The organism is Streptomyces sp. NPDC026246 (assembly GCF_055567995.1).
The window spans coordinates 749,512-764,650 of record NZ_JBVHPJ010000003.1; the positions used below are offsets into that span (position 1 = coordinate 749,512).

General features: G+C 71.8%; 13 protein-coding genes. 4 read left to right on the forward strand and 9 right to left on the reverse strand.

All coding sequences use genetic code 11. The annotated features are described in order from the left end of the window. Positions 1 to 76: 76 nt before the first annotated feature. The 5 genes from ACZ4M5_RS11660 to mce form a co-directional block, all read right to left on the reverse strand. Positions 77 to 847, reverse strand: coding sequence for an ABC transporter permease (locus ACZ4M5_RS11660; RefSeq protein ID WP_467735447.1), 771 nt, complete (start codon positions 845 to 847; stop codon positions 77 to 79). Between the two features lie 2 nt (positions 848 to 849). Further along, a complete protein-coding gene (locus ACZ4M5_RS11665) occupies positions 850 to 1,827 on the reverse strand; it encodes an ABC transporter ATP-binding protein (RefSeq protein ID WP_467735449.1) in 978 nt (325 codons plus the stop codon). A gap of 86 nt (positions 1,828 to 1,913) precedes the next feature. Then, positions 1,914 to 2,849, reverse strand: a complete 936-nt coding sequence (locus ACZ4M5_RS11670; protein WP_369193672.1) for a coiled-coil domain-containing protein — start codon at positions 2,847 to 2,849, stop codon at positions 1,914 to 1,916. Positions 2,850 to 3,045: 196 nt separating this feature from the next. Then, on the reverse strand, positions 3,046 to 6,960 hold the full coding sequence (gene scy / locus ACZ4M5_RS11675; RefSeq protein WP_467735452.1) for a polarized growth protein Scy: 3,915 nt from the start codon (positions 6,958 to 6,960) through the stop codon (positions 3,046 to 3,048). Positions 6,961 to 7,192: 232 nt separating this feature from the next. After that, the gene (mce, locus tag ACZ4M5_RS11680) at positions 7,193 to 7,633 is read right to left on the reverse strand and encodes a methylmalonyl-CoA epimerase (RefSeq protein WP_333933921.1); all 441 of its coding nucleotides are present in this window, start codon (positions 7,631 to 7,633) and stop codon (positions 7,193 to 7,195) included. A gap of 148 nt (positions 7,634 to 7,781) precedes the next feature. On the opposite strand from mce, the gene ACZ4M5_RS11685 reads away from it, so the two are divergent. Beyond that, on the forward strand, positions 7,782 to 8,981 hold the full coding sequence (locus ACZ4M5_RS11685; RefSeq protein ID WP_467735454.1) for an acetyl-CoA C-acetyltransferase: 1,200 nt from the start codon (positions 7,782 to 7,784) through the stop codon (positions 8,979 to 8,981). Positions 8,982 to 9,015: 34 nt separating this feature from the next. Then, positions 9,016 to 9,972, forward strand: coding sequence for a methylmalonyl Co-A mutase-associated GTPase MeaB (meaB, locus tag ACZ4M5_RS11690; protein WP_467735456.1), 957 nt, complete (start codon positions 9,016 to 9,018; stop codon positions 9,970 to 9,972). A 300-nt stretch (positions 9,973 to 10,272) separates the two neighbouring features. Here meaB and ACZ4M5_RS11695 read toward each other — a convergent pair whose 3' ends face one another. Beyond that, positions 10,273 to 10,902 (reverse strand): PepSY domain-containing protein, encoded by a 630-nt coding sequence (locus ACZ4M5_RS11695; protein WP_467735458.1) that lies wholly within the window; start codon positions 10,900 to 10,902, stop codon positions 10,273 to 10,275. A gap of 116 nt (positions 10,903 to 11,018) precedes the next feature. Between ACZ4M5_RS11695 and ACZ4M5_RS11700 the strand changes: the two genes are divergently transcribed. Both ACZ4M5_RS11700 and ACZ4M5_RS11705 read left to right on the forward strand, forming a co-directional pair. Further along, positions 11,019 to 11,687, forward strand: coding sequence for a response regulator transcription factor (locus tag ACZ4M5_RS11700; protein WP_467735460.1), 669 nt, complete (start codon positions 11,019 to 11,021; stop codon positions 11,685 to 11,687). Continuing rightward, positions 11,684 to 13,093, forward strand: a complete 1,410-nt coding sequence (locus ACZ4M5_RS11705) for a sensor histidine kinase (protein WP_467735462.1) — start codon at positions 11,684 to 11,686, stop codon at positions 13,091 to 13,093. The genes ACZ4M5_RS11700 and ACZ4M5_RS11705 overlap by 4 nt, the downstream gene beginning before the upstream one ends. 4 nt (positions 13,094 to 13,097) lie before the next feature. Here the strand turns inward: ACZ4M5_RS11705 and ACZ4M5_RS11710 are convergent, their stop codons facing one another. The 3 genes from ACZ4M5_RS11710 to ACZ4M5_RS11720 form a co-directional block, all read right to left on the reverse strand. Next, entirely contained in the window at positions 13,098 to 13,574 is a 477-nt protein-coding gene (locus ACZ4M5_RS11710; RefSeq protein ID WP_369193665.1) for a MarR family winged helix-turn-helix transcriptional regulator, read from the reverse strand. A gap of 116 nt (positions 13,575 to 13,690) precedes the next feature. Next, entirely contained in the window at positions 13,691 to 14,491 is an 801-nt protein-coding gene (locus ACZ4M5_RS11715; RefSeq protein WP_467735465.1) for an AIM24 family protein, read from the reverse strand. Next, a complete protein-coding gene (locus tag ACZ4M5_RS11720) occupies positions 14,488 to 15,138 on the reverse strand; it encodes an AIM24 family protein (RefSeq protein ID WP_467735467.1) in 651 nt (216 codons plus the stop codon). Before ACZ4M5_RS11720 ends, ACZ4M5_RS11715 begins: the two co-directional genes overlap by 4 nt. Position 15,139: the final 1 nt, after the last annotated feature.

Consider the following 15,139-nt stretch of genomic DNA (forward strand, 5'->3'; position numbering starts at 1 on the left):
CCGTAAGGGTTAGGAGGATATCCAGGCGCTGACGGTTCCGCCCAAGAGCAGGTAAAGGTCGGCGGCATCCGAACCGCTAGGCGTCCCGTTTCCTCAGCAGCAGGTACCCCCCGGCCAGGGCCGCCAGCACCCACAGCGCCATGATCCCGAGCCCGCCCCACGGGCCGTACGGCGTGTCGTCGCCGATGGGCGGGACCACCTGCATGATCTTGCTGCCCGCCTGGTCGGGCAGGAACCGGCCGACCTTCTTCGTCGCCTCGACGTTGCCCAGGATGTTGGAGATGAGGAAGAAGAACGGCATCAGGATGCCCAGCGACAGCATCGGCGAGCGCAGCATCGCGGCGACACCCATGGAGAACATCGCGATCAGCGCCATGTAGAGGCCCCCGCCGAACACCGCCCGCAGCACCCCGGGATCGCCGATCTCCGCCCGGTGCCCGCCCAGCATCGCCTGGCCGAGGAAGAACGCGGCGAAGCTGGTGACTAGCCCGACCAGCAGGGCGAGAGCCGTGGCCACCGCGATCTTGCTGAACAGGAAGGCGCCGCGCCGGGGCACCGCCGCCAGCGAGGTGCGGATCATGCCGGTGCTGTACTCGTTCGACACCACCAGCACACCGAAGACGATCATCGCCAGCTGTCCGAGGCTCATCCCCGCGAAGCTGATGAACGTCGGGTCGAACTCCGCCCGGTCCTGCGCGTTCATCGAGTCGAACTCGCTCTTCGACAGGGCCGAGATCAGCATGCCGAGGGCGACCGTCACGACCACCACGAGCGACAGCGTCCACACCGTGGACGCCACCGACCGGATCTTGGTCCACTCCGACCGTACGACCTGTGTCACCGCCATGCTCAGCCCCTCTTCCAGCTGTCGCCCCACTGCTGCTGTTGCTGCGGGGGCGGTGGTGGCGCCTCGGCGCCCGTTCCGCTGTGCGCGTGGTACTCCACCGACTCCGCCGTCAGCCGCATGAACGCCTCCTCCAGGGACGCCTGTTGCGCACTCAGCTCGTGCAGGGTGATCCGGTGCTGTGCCGCCAGCTCGCCGATCTGCTCGGCCTTGCCGCCGTCCACCTCCAGCACGCCCTCACCGCTCTCCACGGCCACCACCCCGGCCTGGTGCAGCACATCGAGCAGCCGCTCCCGCTGCGGACTGCGCACCCGGACGTACGAACGCGAGTTGCGGTCGATGAAGTCGGCCATGGAGGTGTCCGCGAGCAGCCGCCCCTGCCCGATGACGACGAGGTGGTCGGCCGTCAGGGCCATCTCGCTCATCAGGTGGGAGGAGACGAACACGGTCCGGCCCTGGGCGGCGAGCGACTTCATCAGGGTGCGGATCCAGTGGATGCCCTCCGGGTCGAGGCCGTTGACCGGCTCGTCGAACATCAGGATCCGCGGGTCGCCGAGCAGCGCGGCGGCGATGCCGAGCCGCTGGCCCATGCCCATGGAGAAGCCCTTGGTCTTCTTCTTCGCGACGCCGGTCAGCCCGACCGTCTGCAGCACCTCACCGACCCGGGCGCGCGGGATGCCGTTGCTCTGCGCGAGGCACAACAGGTGGTTGTAGGCGGTGCGCCCGCCGTGCCAGGCCTTGGCCTCCAGCAGGGCGCCGATACAGGTCAGCGGGTCCGTGAGCTGGTGGTACCGCTTGCCGTCGATCCGGACGCCGCCGGCGGTCGGGTGGTCCAGGCCCAGGATCATCCGCATGGTGGTGGACTTGCCCGCGCCGTTCGGCCCGAGGAAGCCGGTGACGATGCCCGGTCTCACGGTGAACGACAGGTTGTTGACCGCCACCTTCTCGCCGTAACGCTTGGTCAGCCCCTCCAGCTCAATCATGACCGCCACGCTAGAGCGCGGCAAAGCCCTCTGCCACCCGGGCGGCAGAGGGCTTTGCGGAGGTTCAGCTTCCGTATGCCGGGCTGTTACCGGGACTGCTGGGCCGGGACCCCACGGGAGATGGGCTCGTCCTCGGCCGGCGTGCCCGCTGCGGCCACCGCGGCGCCGGTGAGCGTCGCGAGCATCTCGCGGACGTTCGTCAGCTGCGCGTTGATGGAGTCGCGACGGTTCGTCAGCGCCGCCAGCTCGCGCTCGGATTCCGAGCGGATGCGGTCGGCCTTGGCGTTGGCGTCGGCCACGATGTCCTCGGCCTGGCGCTGGGCCGTCTCGACGGTCTGGCGTGCGCGGCGCTCGGCGTCCGTGCGGAGCTTCTCGGCCTCCAGGCGCAGCTGCTCGGCGCGGTGCTCGATCTCGGCGAGGCGCTTCTCGGCCTTGGCCTGACGCGACGCCAGGTCGCGCTCGGACTGCTCGCGGCGCTTGGCGAGGTTCGTCTCGAAGTCGGCGGCGGCCTGCGCGGCCTTGGCGCGGGTCTCCTCGAAGAGGGCGTCGGCCTCCTCGCGCTTGGACTGCGCGTCCTTCTGCGCCTCGGAGCGCAGCTGGGCGGCGTCGCTCTTGGCCTTCTCGACGATCCGCAGGCCCTCGTCCTCGGCCTTGGCCTTGCGGTCGGCCGAGTACGACTCGGCGTCGTTGCGCACCTGCTGGGCCGCCGACTCGGCGAGCTCGCGGTGCTGCTCGGCCGCGCGCCGGGCCTCCTCGCGCAGGTCCTTCGCCTCCTCCTCGGCGAGGCGGAGGATCTTCTCCACGCGCGCACCGAGACCCGCGTACGACGGCTCGGCGTCGGTGATCTGGGCCTGGGCGTTCTGCGTCTCGAGGTGGAGCTCTTCGATGCGCTTTTCCAGAGCGGTGATGCGGGCGAGAGCGCTGTCACGGTCGGAGACGAGCTTGGAGATACGTTCGTCCACCTGAGCGCGGTCGTACCCACGCCGCACAAGCTCGAAGCCGTAGGGGGAAGTGTCGCTCATGGGGTTCCTGTCGAATGAGACCGGTGAGGTGATAGGTGGAATCCTAGGGGCCGGAACGGTGTGTCATCGAGCGGATGCGCGTTTGAACCGGAAAATGAGACCCCTTTTGAGTGGCTAAGCGGCGGATCGCTTGCCAGAACCCGGTCAAAGCCGCTCGATGTCCCCGGAATCGGTCCTTCCGGCTCGCTCCGGACGCCTAGCCGTCCGAGGACTTGCCACCCGATCGGGGCGCGCCGACCGTCGCGCCCGCCTTGACCCCGCTGTCCTTCGCACCGGCCGGAGCCTCGAAGGACTCCAACGCCTCCAGCACGTCCTGGACACGGGAGATCTCGGCGTTGATGTCCTCGCGGCGGCGGACCAGCACCTCCAGCTCGCGCTTGCCCTCCTCGACCGTGCGCTTGGCCTCGCGGACCGCCTCGGCCTTGAGTTCCTCGGCCTCCCGGACCAGCGTCGACTTCTTCTGCTCGGCCTCCTTGAGCAGCCCCTCGGCCTTCTTCACCGCGGCGATGCGCACCTTGCCCGCCTCGGAATTGGCCTCCGACACGATCTCCTTGGCCTTCGCCTGTGCCTTCGCCAGCTGCTCCTCGGCCGACTTGACCAGGGCGTCGCAGCGGTCGCCCGCCGTCTTCATCGCCTCGGCCGACTCCCGGCGGGCCCGCGCGTGCAGCTCCTCGATCTCCGCGGTGATGCGGTCGCGCAGCTCCTCGGCGCGCTCCCTTATCTGCGTGGCGTCCCGGCGCGCGCCGACCAGCAGCTCGTCGGCGTCCGTACGGGCCTTCTCCACCAGCGAGTTGCCCTCGACCGTCGCCTCGGACACCAGCCGGTCGGCCTCCGTGCGGGCCGCGCCCACCATCGTGTCGGCCTGTGCCTCGGCCTCGGCGGTGGTCTTGTGCGCCTGCTGCTGCGCCTCGGTGAGCAGCTTGTCCGCCTCGGCCGTGGTCTCGTTGATGAGCTTGTCGACCTGCTCGGCCGCCTCGGAGCGCCGCTTGTTGGCGTCCTTGCGGGCCTCGTCCAGCGTGCGGTCGGCCTCCTCGCGCGCGTCGGCGACGACCCGCTCGGCCTCCGCCCGCGCCTGCGACTTGACGCGCTCGGCCTCGGTGCGGATCCGCTCCGCGTGCTGCTGCGCCGAACCGACCGTCTCGGCGGCCTCGGCCCGCAGCCGCTCCGCCTCACCGGTGGCCTCCGCGAGGAGCCGGTCGGCCTCCCCGGCAGCCTCCGCGCCCACGCGCTCGGCCTCGGCGAGCGCCTCGGTGCGCACCCGCTCCGCCTCGGTGACCGTCTCCATGCGCAGCCGGTCGGTCTCCCGGACCGTCTCCGTGGTGAGCCGCTCCGCCTCGCTGCGTGCCTCGGTGATGAGGGTGTCCGCCTGCGTCGCCGCGTCCGAGCGGATGCGGTTGGCGTCCTCACGGGCGTCGGCCCGGGTGCGCGAGGCGCTCTGCTCCGCCTCGGCGATCGCGTCGGACGCCTCCGTGCGCACCCGCTGGGCGTGCTCGGCGACATCCGCGCGGATCCGCTCCGCCTCGCTGATCGCCTCGGACATCGTCCGCTCGGCGAGCGCCTTGGCGGCCTCGGACTCCTCGTGCGCCTCGCGCCGCAGCCGGCTCGCGTCCTCGCTCGCCCGCTCGCGCTCCGCGTAGGCGTCGCCGCGGACCCGGTCCGCCTCCTCCTGGGCCTCGCGCCGGGTGCGCTCCGCCGCGTGCTCGGCGGCGCTGCGCAGTCCGGTGATCTCCTCCTGGGCCTGCTCGTGCAGCCCCGCGACGGAGTCGCGGACCTGCTGCGCGTGCTGCTCGGCGGCGGACACCATCTCCGTGGCCCGCCGGTCGGCCTCCTCGACCAGTCGCACGGCCTCGGCCTGGGCCTCCTCCACGCGCTTGCGCGCCGAGGCCAGCAGCTCCTCGCTCTGCTCGCGGGCCCGCTCGCGCTCCTGGTCGGCCTCCTGCCGGGCGCTGCCGAGGAGTTCCTCGGCCTCGCGGCGGCGGCGGTTGGCCTCCTCCTGGGCGGCGGCCAGCGTCTCGGACGCCTCCGCGGCCAGCCGCTCGGCGGCGGCCTGCGCCTCCGCGCGCATCCGGTCGGCGCTCTCCTGCGCCTCCGACTTCAGCCGCTCGGCCTCGGTCGCGGCCTCCGTGCGCAGCCGTACGGCGACGGCCTCGCCCTCGGCACGCGCGGCGGACGCGTCCGACGCGGCCTCGTCCCGCAGCCGCTCGGCCTCCGTCTCTGCCTGCTGCCGCAGCGTGCGGATGCGCTCGGCGGCCTCGGCGCGCAGCCGCTCGTTCTCCTCGGCGGCCTCGCGGCGGATCCGCGCGGCCTCCTCCCGGGCCTCCGACAGCGCCTGCTCGGCGGCCGTCAGCCGCTCCTCCGCCTCCGTCTGGAGCCGTGTCAGCTCCGCGGCGGCCTCCGCCCGGCGGACCTCTATGGCCCGCTCGGTCTCCTCGTGCAGCTCCAGCGCCGCGCGCTCGGCCTCCGCCTTGAGGGCCTCGGCCTGCTCGACGACCTCCTCGCGGTGCCGTTCGGCCTCCTGCCGGGTGCGCTGGAGGGTCTCCTCCGCCTGCCGGCGCAACGTCGTCGCCCGCTCGATGGCCTCGGTGCGGACCTTCTCGCTGTCGGCCTGGGCCGTGGTGCGCAGCTCGTCCGCGTCGGCTTTGGCCTTGGCGAGCAGCTCCTCGGCGGACTTCGCCGCCTCCTCGATCTGCGCCACGGCCTCCTTGCGGGCCTCGGCGCGGATCTTCTCGCCCTCCTCGACGGCGTCCGCCCGGAGCTGCTCGGCCTCGCCCCGCAGCCGGCGGGCCTCCTCCTGCAGCTCGACCGTCTTGGCGCGGTACTCCTTGGTGTCGTCCTTCGCCGCGCCCTTGAGCTCCTCGGCGATGTCGTGCGCCTCGGCCCGCAGCCGGTCCGCCTCGGCCTCGGCCTCCTTGCGGATCCGCTCGGCCTCCTCGGCCGCGGCCTTGGTGGTCTTCTTGGCGTCCTCCGACGCCTTGTTGAGGACCTCCTCGGCCGTACGGGCCGCCTTGGACAGCTGGGTCGCCGTCTCCTCGGCCGTGAGCGTGCGCGCCTTCTCGGCGGCCTCCGCGACGATCTTCTCGGCCTCGGCCCGGGCGTCCGCGACGATCTGCTCCGCCTCGGACTTGGTGCTCTCGGCCTCCTTCGTGGCCTCCTCGACCAGCCGGGCGACCTGCTCCTTGGCGGTGCGCGTCCGCGTCTCGTTGGCCGACTCGGCGCTCGCCAGGGCCTTGGCGGCGGCCTCCTCGGCCTCCGAGACGAGCTTCTCCGACTCGGACTGCGCCTTGCGCAGCGCCTCCTCGGCCTCGGCCATCCGCCGCTCGGCGGCCTTGGTGAGCTCCTGGGCCTCGCGGCGCGCGGACTCCGACTCCGAGACGGTGGAGGTGCGCAGCTGCTCGGCGTGGTCGGTGGCCTCCTGGGCCTGCGTGGAGGCGGCGTTCAGCAGCCGCTCGGCGTCCGTGCGGGCCCGCCGCAGGATCTGCTCGGCCTCCGCCCGGGCCTCCTCGGCCGCGCTGGTCAGCCGCTGCCGGGCCTCGGTGGCCAGCCGCTCGGCCTCCGCGCGGGCGGCGGCCAGGGACTGCTCGGCCTCCGCGCGGGACTCCTCCAGCAGCCGGCGGGCCTGCTGCTCGGTGCGGGCGCGCAGCTGCTCGGCCCACGCCACGTTCTCGTTGACGTGCGACTCGACCGTCTGGCGGCGCTCGGCCAGCTCCTGGTCCAGCTGCTGGCGGCGGGTGACCGCCTCCTGGTGCAGCTCCGCCTGGAGGCGGGCCGCCTGCTCGGCGTGCTCCTGCAGGATCCGCTGAGTCTGGGCCCGGGCCTCGCTCAGTTCCCGCTCGGCGTCCGTGCGGATCTGGTCGGCCTGCATCTGCGCGTTGCGCAGCAACTGCTCGGCCTGCCAGCCGATGTCGCCCCCGTCGAAGGAGGGCCGGGTCATGATGGTGCGCCGCGCCTCGTGCAGCTTGGCGCGCAGTACCTCGACCTGGTAGCCGAGGTCCTCGGCGTGCTGGATCGCCTTTTCCCGCTCGGTCTTCAGCCGCTTCATCTCGGCTTCGAACCGAGAGAGGTGGTCGACGTCAGCCGCCGGCTCTCGCTCCTGGCTCTCGTAGCCCCGCACTGCGCGGTCCCATCCGTCCCCTGGTCGAAACTCTTTCCGTACGAGCTCCGTCCATCCGCCGAACGGGGCCCCCGGGGAATGGTGTCAGATCATCGGCGGAGCAGAGGCTGCTGCCCCGACGCTCGTCCCCCGAAACCCGGACCCCGGTGGTCCTGCCGTCGCACGGCGGGACCGCGGTCACCCTGGCTGAGCGGCGACCGCACCCAACCCTACCGGCCCCTATGTACGAGGGTCAGTGCTCAGGTGACTCAACGGGCGCCGAAGTGACCAGTTCTGTCAGTACGCCATGACAGTCCTTGGGGTGCAGGAAGGTGATCCGTGACCCCATGGAACCGCGCCGGGGCTCTTCGTACAGCACGCGCACGCCCTTGTCCTTGATGTCGGCGGCGTCCGCGTCGACGTCCGCGGTGCCGAAGGCGATGTGGTGGACGCCCTCGCCGTTCTTCGCGAGCCACTTCGCGACGGTGGAGTCCTCCCGGGTGGGCTCCAGGAGCTGCAGGTAGGTGGCGCCCCCGTCGGACGTCTCGTTGATCTTGAGCATGGCCTCGCGCACGCCCTGCTCCTCGTTGACCTCGGAGTGGAAGACCTCGAAGCCGTAGGTGGCACGGTAGAACTCGACGGTCTTGTCCAGGTCGAAACAGGCGATCCCGATGTGGTCGATTCGCGTCAGCATGAGTTCAGTGCAGCGCCCCGGAGGTGGTTACGCAACGTGCGCGCGATCACACCGACGGCCCGATGACGGCACGGAGTGCCACTCAGTACATTCGAAGTAAACCCTCGTTCACTCCTCGGCTGTGCAGCCGGTAAGGGGATCGCAGCTCATGTCTTCTGCAACGACCAGCTCGGTGATCGTCTCGGGGGCGCGTACGCCCATGGGACGGCTGCTGGGCTCCCTGAAGTCCTTCTCCGGAGCCGACCTCGGCGGATTCGCGATCAAGGCCGCCCTCGACCGTGCGGGGATCGGCGGCGACCAGGTGCAGTACGTGATCATGGGCCAGGTGCTCCAGGCCGGGGCGGGGCAGATCCCGGCCCGCCAGGCCGCGGTCAAGGCCGGCATCCCGATGAACGTGCCGGCGCTGACCATCAACAAGGTCTGCCTCTCCGGCCTCGACGCCATCGCGCTCGCCGACCAGCTCATCCGCGCGGGTGAGTTCGACGTGATCGTCGCCGGCGGCCAGGAGTCGATGACCAACGCCCCGCACCTGCTGCCCAAGTCCCGCGAGGGGTACAAGTACGGCGCCATCCAGATGCTGGACTCCATGGCGCACGACGGGCTGACCGACTCCTTCGACGGCGTCGCCATGGGCGAGTCCACCGAGAAGCACAACACCCGCCTCGGCATCGGCCGGGCCGAGCAGGACGAGATCGCCGCGCTGTCGCACCAGCGGGCCGCCGCCGCGCAGAAGAACGGCCTGTTCGACGCCGAGATCACGCCCGTCGAGATCCCGCAGCGCAAGGGCGACCCGGTGCTGTTCGGCAAGGACGAGGGCATCCGCGGCGACACGACCGCGGAGTCGCTCGGCAAGCTGCGTCCCGCCTTCGCCAAGGACGGCACGATCACGGCCGGTTCCGCCTCGCAGATCTCGGACGGCGCCGCCGCCGTCGTCGTGATGAGCAAGGCCAAGGCGCAGGAGCTCGGCCTGGAGTGGATCGCCGAGATCGGGGCGCACGGCAACGTGGCCGGTCCGGACAACTCGCTGCAGTCGCAGCCGTCCAACGCGATCCTGCACGCGCTGAAGAAGGAAGGGCTGGAGGTTTCCGACCTCGACCTCGTCGAGATCAACGAGGCGTTCGCGGCGGTGGCCGTGCAGTCCATGAAGGACCTCGGAGTGTCCACCGAAAAGGTGAATGTCAACGGCGGTGCCATTGCCCTGGGTCACCCGATCGGGATGTCCGGCGCGCGGCTGGTGCTGCATCTTGCGCTGGAGCTGAAGCGGCGCGGCGGCGGTGTGGGCGCGGCCGCGCTGTGCGGTGGCGGAGGCCAGGGTGACGCGCTGATCGTGCGCGTGCCCAAGGCCTGAGTTTCGGTACGTCCCTGATCTGAACGGAGCTGTGATGCAGGACGTCTCCACGTTGGTGGCCCAGGCCAGGGAAGGTCGGCCCCGGGCCGTGGCCCGGCTGATCTCCCTGGTGGAGGGGGCGTCCCCGCAGCTGCGGGAGGTCATGGAGGCGCTGGCGCCCCTGACCGGCGGCGCGTACGTGGTGGGCCTGACCGGGTCGCCGGGTGTCGGCAAGTCGACGTCGACCTCGGCGCTGGTCAGCGCCTACCGCAAGCAGGGCAGGCGGGTCGGTGTGCTCGCCGTCGACCCGTCCTCCCCGTTCTCGGGCGGCGCGCTGCTCGGCGACCGTGTGCGGATGTCGGATCACGCGTCCGACCCGGGTGTGTACATCAGGTCGATGGCGACGCGCGGGCACCTGGGGGGGCTGGCGTGGGCCGCGCCGCAGGCGATCCGGGTGCTGGACGCCGCCGGGTGCGACGTGATCCTCGTCGAGACGGTGGGGGTCGGGCAGTCGGAGGTGGAGATCGCCTCGCAGGCGGACACCTCGGTGGTGCTGCTGGCGCCCGGCATGGGCGACGGCATCCAGGCGGCCAAGGCCGGGATCCTGGAGATCGGCGACGTGTACGTCGTGAACAAGGCGGACCGGGACGGCGCGGACGCGACGGCCCGCGAGCTGAACCACATGCTGGGGCTGGGGGAGTCGCGGGGGCCGGGGGACTGGCGCCCGCCGATCGTGAAGACGGTCGCCGCGCGGGGGGAGGGCGTGGACGAGGTCGTCGAGGCGCTGGAGAAGCACCGGGCCTGGATGGAGGAGCGGGGAGTGCTCGCGGAGCGGCGTCTCTCCCGGGCCGCGCGCGAGGTCGAGACGATCGCGGTGACGGCTCTGCGCGAGCGGATCGGGGACCTGCACGGGGACCGGCGCCTGGGGGCCCTCGCGGAGCGGATCGTGGCGGGCGAGCTGGATCCCTACCGGGCGGCCGACGAGCTGGTGGCGGGGCTGACGGAGGGCTGAGCTGAGCCGGGCGCCGGGCGCCCGGCTGCTCCGGGGGTGTGGCGCCCGACCGTGGGTGGTGGGTCGGGGCCGCGCCGGGGGGTGTCCGTCCTCGGAACGGCGCGATCGACGTGCGTGCCGACTGACTGTTCGTCGACGCGCCAACCAGCTGCGGGCGGACACCCCCCGACACGGCCCCTTGCGCCGTCCCTGCGGGTGCGGGTGCGGGTGGGTTTCGGCTGCCACGACAGGAGCGCAGCCGGTCCGGCTGCGCTCCTGTCGTGCCGTGCCCCGGCGCGACTGTGGGCGCCGGGGGAGTGGTCAGTCCTGGTCGTCGTCCGTGTCGTCCTGGGTGTCCGAGTGGTCCGGCGTGACCTTCGCCGTGTCGAGGCCGATCTTCCAGTCCTGCTCGGTGCCGCCCTGCTTGCGGGTCTCGGCCTCCCAGGTCTGGCCCTTGCCGTCGTCGTCGAGGTCGACGGACGTCACGACGCCCTTGCCGGCCGCGGCCTTCGCCGCCTCCTCGGCGGTCACGGCGGAGCCCTTCAGCGCGGCCCGCACCTGCGCCGTGTCGTCCTCGTCGTCCTTGTGCGCGCCGAGGACCTTGCCGCTGGACGGGTCGACGCTCACGCTGCGCCAGGTGTCGTCGCCGGACAGCACGTCGACCTGCCACACCGCCTTGCCGGAGTCGTCCTCGTCGTCCAGTTCCGCGGAGACGGCCGTGCCCGGGGTGTGCTTCAGCGCGGAGGCGATGGCCTCGGCCGCCGTGACGTCCGCGTCGGCGACCTGCTCGGCGTCGTCCCGGTCGTCGCGGCCGTCGTCGTCCGACACCCGGGTGTTCGCCGTCTGGCGCGCCGGGCCGTCGTCGTCGCCCGTGGTCGCGAGGGCCGTGGCCGTACCGCCTCCGATCAGAGCGGCGGCGGTCACGGCGGCGATCACGATGTTGCGCTTCATGCGGGTTCCTCCCGAGTCGTTTCGTTTTCGATGTCTTCGACTCTGGCCGACGGAGGCTGAGAGGAAGCTGAAGCCCCCTGAAGGGATCTTCAGCTTGGCTTTGCCACTCTGGACGCATGCGCCTGTTGATCGTGGAGGACGAGAAGCGGCTGGCCCTGTCGCTCGCCAGGGGCCTGACGGCCGAGGGGTACGCCGTGGACGTCGTCCACGACGGACTGGAGGGGCTGCACCGGGCCTCGGAGGGCGTCCACGACCTGGTGATCCTGGACATCATGCTGCCGGGACTCAACGGCTATAGGGTCTGCGCCGCCCTGCGCGCCGCCGGGCACGACGTGCCGATCCTGATGCTGACCGCCAAGGACGGCGAGTACGACGAGGCCGAGGGCCTCGACACCGGCGCGGACGACTACCTGACCAAGCCGTTCTCGTACGTCGTGCTGGTCGCCCGTGTGAAGGCGCTGCTGCGCCGGCGCGGACAGGGTGGCGGGGCGTCGCCCGTGCACGTGCTCGGGGACCTGAAGGTCGACACGGCCGCCCGCCGGGTCTTCCTCGGCGAGGCGGAGATCGCCCTGACGGCGAAGGAGTTCTCCGTGCTGGAGCAGCTCGTGCTGAGGCCCGGCGAGGTCGTGTCCAAGTCGGAGATCCTGGAGCACGTCTGGGACTTCGCCTACGACGGCGACCCGAACATCGTCGAGGTGTACGTCAGCACGCTGCGGCGCAAGCTGCGCCCGGAGCTGATCCGGACCGTGCGCGGAGCCGGGTACCGGCTGGAGACGGCGCCGTGAGCCGGCTGTTCGGGTCCGTCCGGGCACGGGCCACGCTGGGCGCCACGCTCGTCGTCGCGGTGGCCCTGGTCGCGGCCGGGGCCGCCGTGCTGCTGTCCCTGCGGTCCAACCTGATCGGCGAGGCCGGAACGCAGGCCGAGCGCTCCGCCCGCGCGGTCGCCTCGGAACTGGCCGCCGGCACGCCCTACGGCAAGCTGTCCGGGCTGGACGGCGACGACGGGCCGGTGCAGGTGCTCGACGAGGACGGACGGCTGGTCGCGGCCAGCGAGGACCTGGAGCGGATCAGCGGCACGGACAGCACCCAGGTGAAGCCGCGGCCGGCCGCGTCGCCGGACGGGGACGACGAGGACGACTCCGACGGCGCGGGCGAGAGCCTCGAACCAGGCGAGATCTCCGGGGAGAGCGTCTTCAGCAACGGCTCCGCGACGATCGACGGGGACACGGAGGACTACCGGTTCGCCGCCGTCGAGGTGGAGACCCGGGACCGCGGTCACCTCGAGGTCTACGCGGGCTGGCCGCTGGCCGCCGAGCACGGGGCCGTGCGGACGGCGCTGACGGTGATGCTGATCGGTTTCCCGCTGCTGCTGGCCGTCGTCGCGGGCGTGACCTGGCTGGTGACCCGGCGGGCCCTGCGCCCCGTGGAGGGCATCCGGCGCGAGATGGCCGCGATCACCCGGTCCGAGGACCTCGCGCGCCGGGTGCCCGAGCCCGACACGCACGACGAGATCGCCCGGCTCGCCAGCACCACCAACGAGACGCTCGCGGCGCTGGAGACGTCCGTGGAGCGGCAGCGCCGGTTCGTCGCGGACGCCTCCCACGAGCTGCGCAGCCCGATCGCCTCCCTGCGCACGCAGTTGGAGGTGGCCGCCGCCCACCCCGACCTGCTGGACCTCGACGGGGCCGTGGAGGACACCGTGCGCCTGCAGCGGCTGGCCGCCGACCTGCTGCTGCTCGCCCGGCTCGACGCGGGGGAGCGGCCCGGGGACGCGACGGTCGACCTCGCCGCGCTGGCCCGCGAGGAGGCCGCCGGGCGGACCGGTGTGAGCGTCCGGGCGGAAGCCGTGGAGGTGGTCGGTTCACGGGGGCAGTTGGGGCGCGTGCTCGCCAATCTGCTCGACAACGCTCAGCGGCACGCGCACTCGGCCGTGACGGTCAGCGTGCGGCGCGAGGGCGACCGGGCCGTGGTCGGGGTGGCGGACGACGGCGAGGGGGTGCCCGAGGCGGACCGGGAGCGGATCTTCGAACGGTTCGTCCGGCTGGACGCGGCCCGCAGCCGGGACGACGGAGGCGCCGGACTGGGGCTGGCCATCGCCCGGGACGTCGCGGTCCGGCACGGGGGCACGCTCACCGCCGGGCGCGGACCCGCAGGCGGAGCCCTGTTCGAACTCCGCCTGCCGCTCCGCTAGCGGGTCAGGGGCGCCCGCGCTGGCCGCGCAGGTGCTCCGCGATGGGCTTGAGGGCCTTGTCGAGCTCCGTGAGGGTCTCCGGGGACAGCAGGTCGATGAAGTGCCTGCGCACGGACGCCACGTGGTGCGGCGCGACCTTCTGCATCGTCGCCATGCCGTGGTCGGTGAGGACCGCGTAGAGCCCCCGGCGGTCCGACTCGCAGTTCTCGCGCCTGACCAGGTGCGCGTTCTCCATGCGCGTGATCTGGTGCGACAGGCGGCTCTTGGACTGCATCGTGGCGGAGGCGAGGTCGCTCATCCGCATCCGCAGGTCGTCGGACTCCGAGAGGTTCACGAGGATCTCGTAGTCGTTCATCGTCAGGCCGAACGGCTGCAGGTCCTTCTCGAGCTGGTACGTCAACAGCCTGTTGACCTCCAGGTGGGTGCGCCAAGCGCACTGCTCCGCATCGGTCAGCCAGCGGGTGGCCGTCTCGGTCTCCATGAATGAAGTCTACCTAAAATGTTGAAAGGCGAACTAGTGAGGGGTGGCGTGTGACAGCGCACACCTGGCGAACAACCGTGCGCAGGCGTTCGATGTCACACTCCGCAGACTACCGCTCACAGCCCGAAGCGACGCTGGAGGTCCCCCAGCTGTCCGGGAAGGCGCGGTACCCCGGACTGCCCCGCCTGCGGGCCGGGCGCCGCCGCGCCGGGCACCCCCGCCTGGTGCGGGACCACCCCCGTCGCCTGCTCCGCCATCAACATCTCGGACGACTGCAGCAGCACTGTGCCGGCGCCCACGAACTCGAACTGGTGCTCCTCGCCCGAGGCGCCCCCGAGGCCCGTCAGTGCACGTAGACCGCCCATCACGCCCGTCATGTAGCCGTGGTCGTAGTGGTGGCAGGGCGAGGGGCAGTCGGCCCAGCCGACCAGCGCCTGGGGGTCGACCCGGATGGGGGGCTCCATGAACACCACCGGGCCGTTGGACGCGGCCACGAACTTCCCCGTCCCGATGAGCGTCAAAAAACCCGGCACGATTGATTGCTTCAGCGACAGACTTGGCTGAAAAGCAAGCAGGTTGCCCGAGCGAATGGTCAGGTTGCCGTCCTCGAGGTCGTACGAATTGACGTCGAAAGCCCGGTCGGCCAGGAGCATCTTGCCCGACCCCTCGGCCACCACCCAGTCGCTCGCGTGCAGTGGCGAATGGAACGAGGTGCGCACGAGACGGTCCAGCCGGCCGTGCCCGACGCCGTTGAAGTCGATCGACCCGTAGTAGGCGATCATCTTCCCCTTCTGCAGGAACCACTGGCTTCCCTTGAGCTCCACGCAGAAGGTGTACGGATTGACGTTGTCGTCGGAGGGCAGTGTCGCCGGGTCGAAGACCGCGGGGCCGGCGCCCGGGGTTGCGTAGGTGCTCACAGCTTCTCCTCCGACGCCTGGACGTACACCGCACCGCTGCCGCTCAGCTCCAGCTGGAACGCCTCGCCCGAGCCGCGGCCCACCATGTCCCGCCAGCCCAGGGCGGTGGACAGCTTGTTGCGGACCTCGCCGTGGTGGGCGACGTAGGCCTGCGGGTCGACGTGCACCGGGCGCTGCGGGGTGATCGGGATCTCGATGACCCCGCCGTGGGCCATGACCGCGACGGACCCGTGCCCCTTCAGCGTCGTCGTGAACAGCCCCTGGCCGCTGACCTGGCCGCGCACCATGCCCATCACGCCGCCCTGCGAACCGAGGAACATCGTGCCCTGCTGCAGCGTGCCCTCGAAGGCGAGGAGGCGGTCCGCCTCGACGTACAGGGTGTCGCCGGCGAGCTGGATCACCTGGACGTGGTGGCCGCCGTGCCCGAACAGGACCGTGCCGCTGCCCTCGACGGACATCAGGGGCGTGTCCTCGTTCGCCACCCGGCGGCCGATCATCGACATGATCCCGCCCTGCCCGCCCGCCATGTTGGGCGTGAAGGACACCTCGCCCTTGTACGCGAGCATCGCGCCGCGCTGGCTGAACAGCCGCTGCCCGGGCGCGACCGTCGCCTCGACCATCTTCCCGTTGATCTCCCGGAAGCCCATC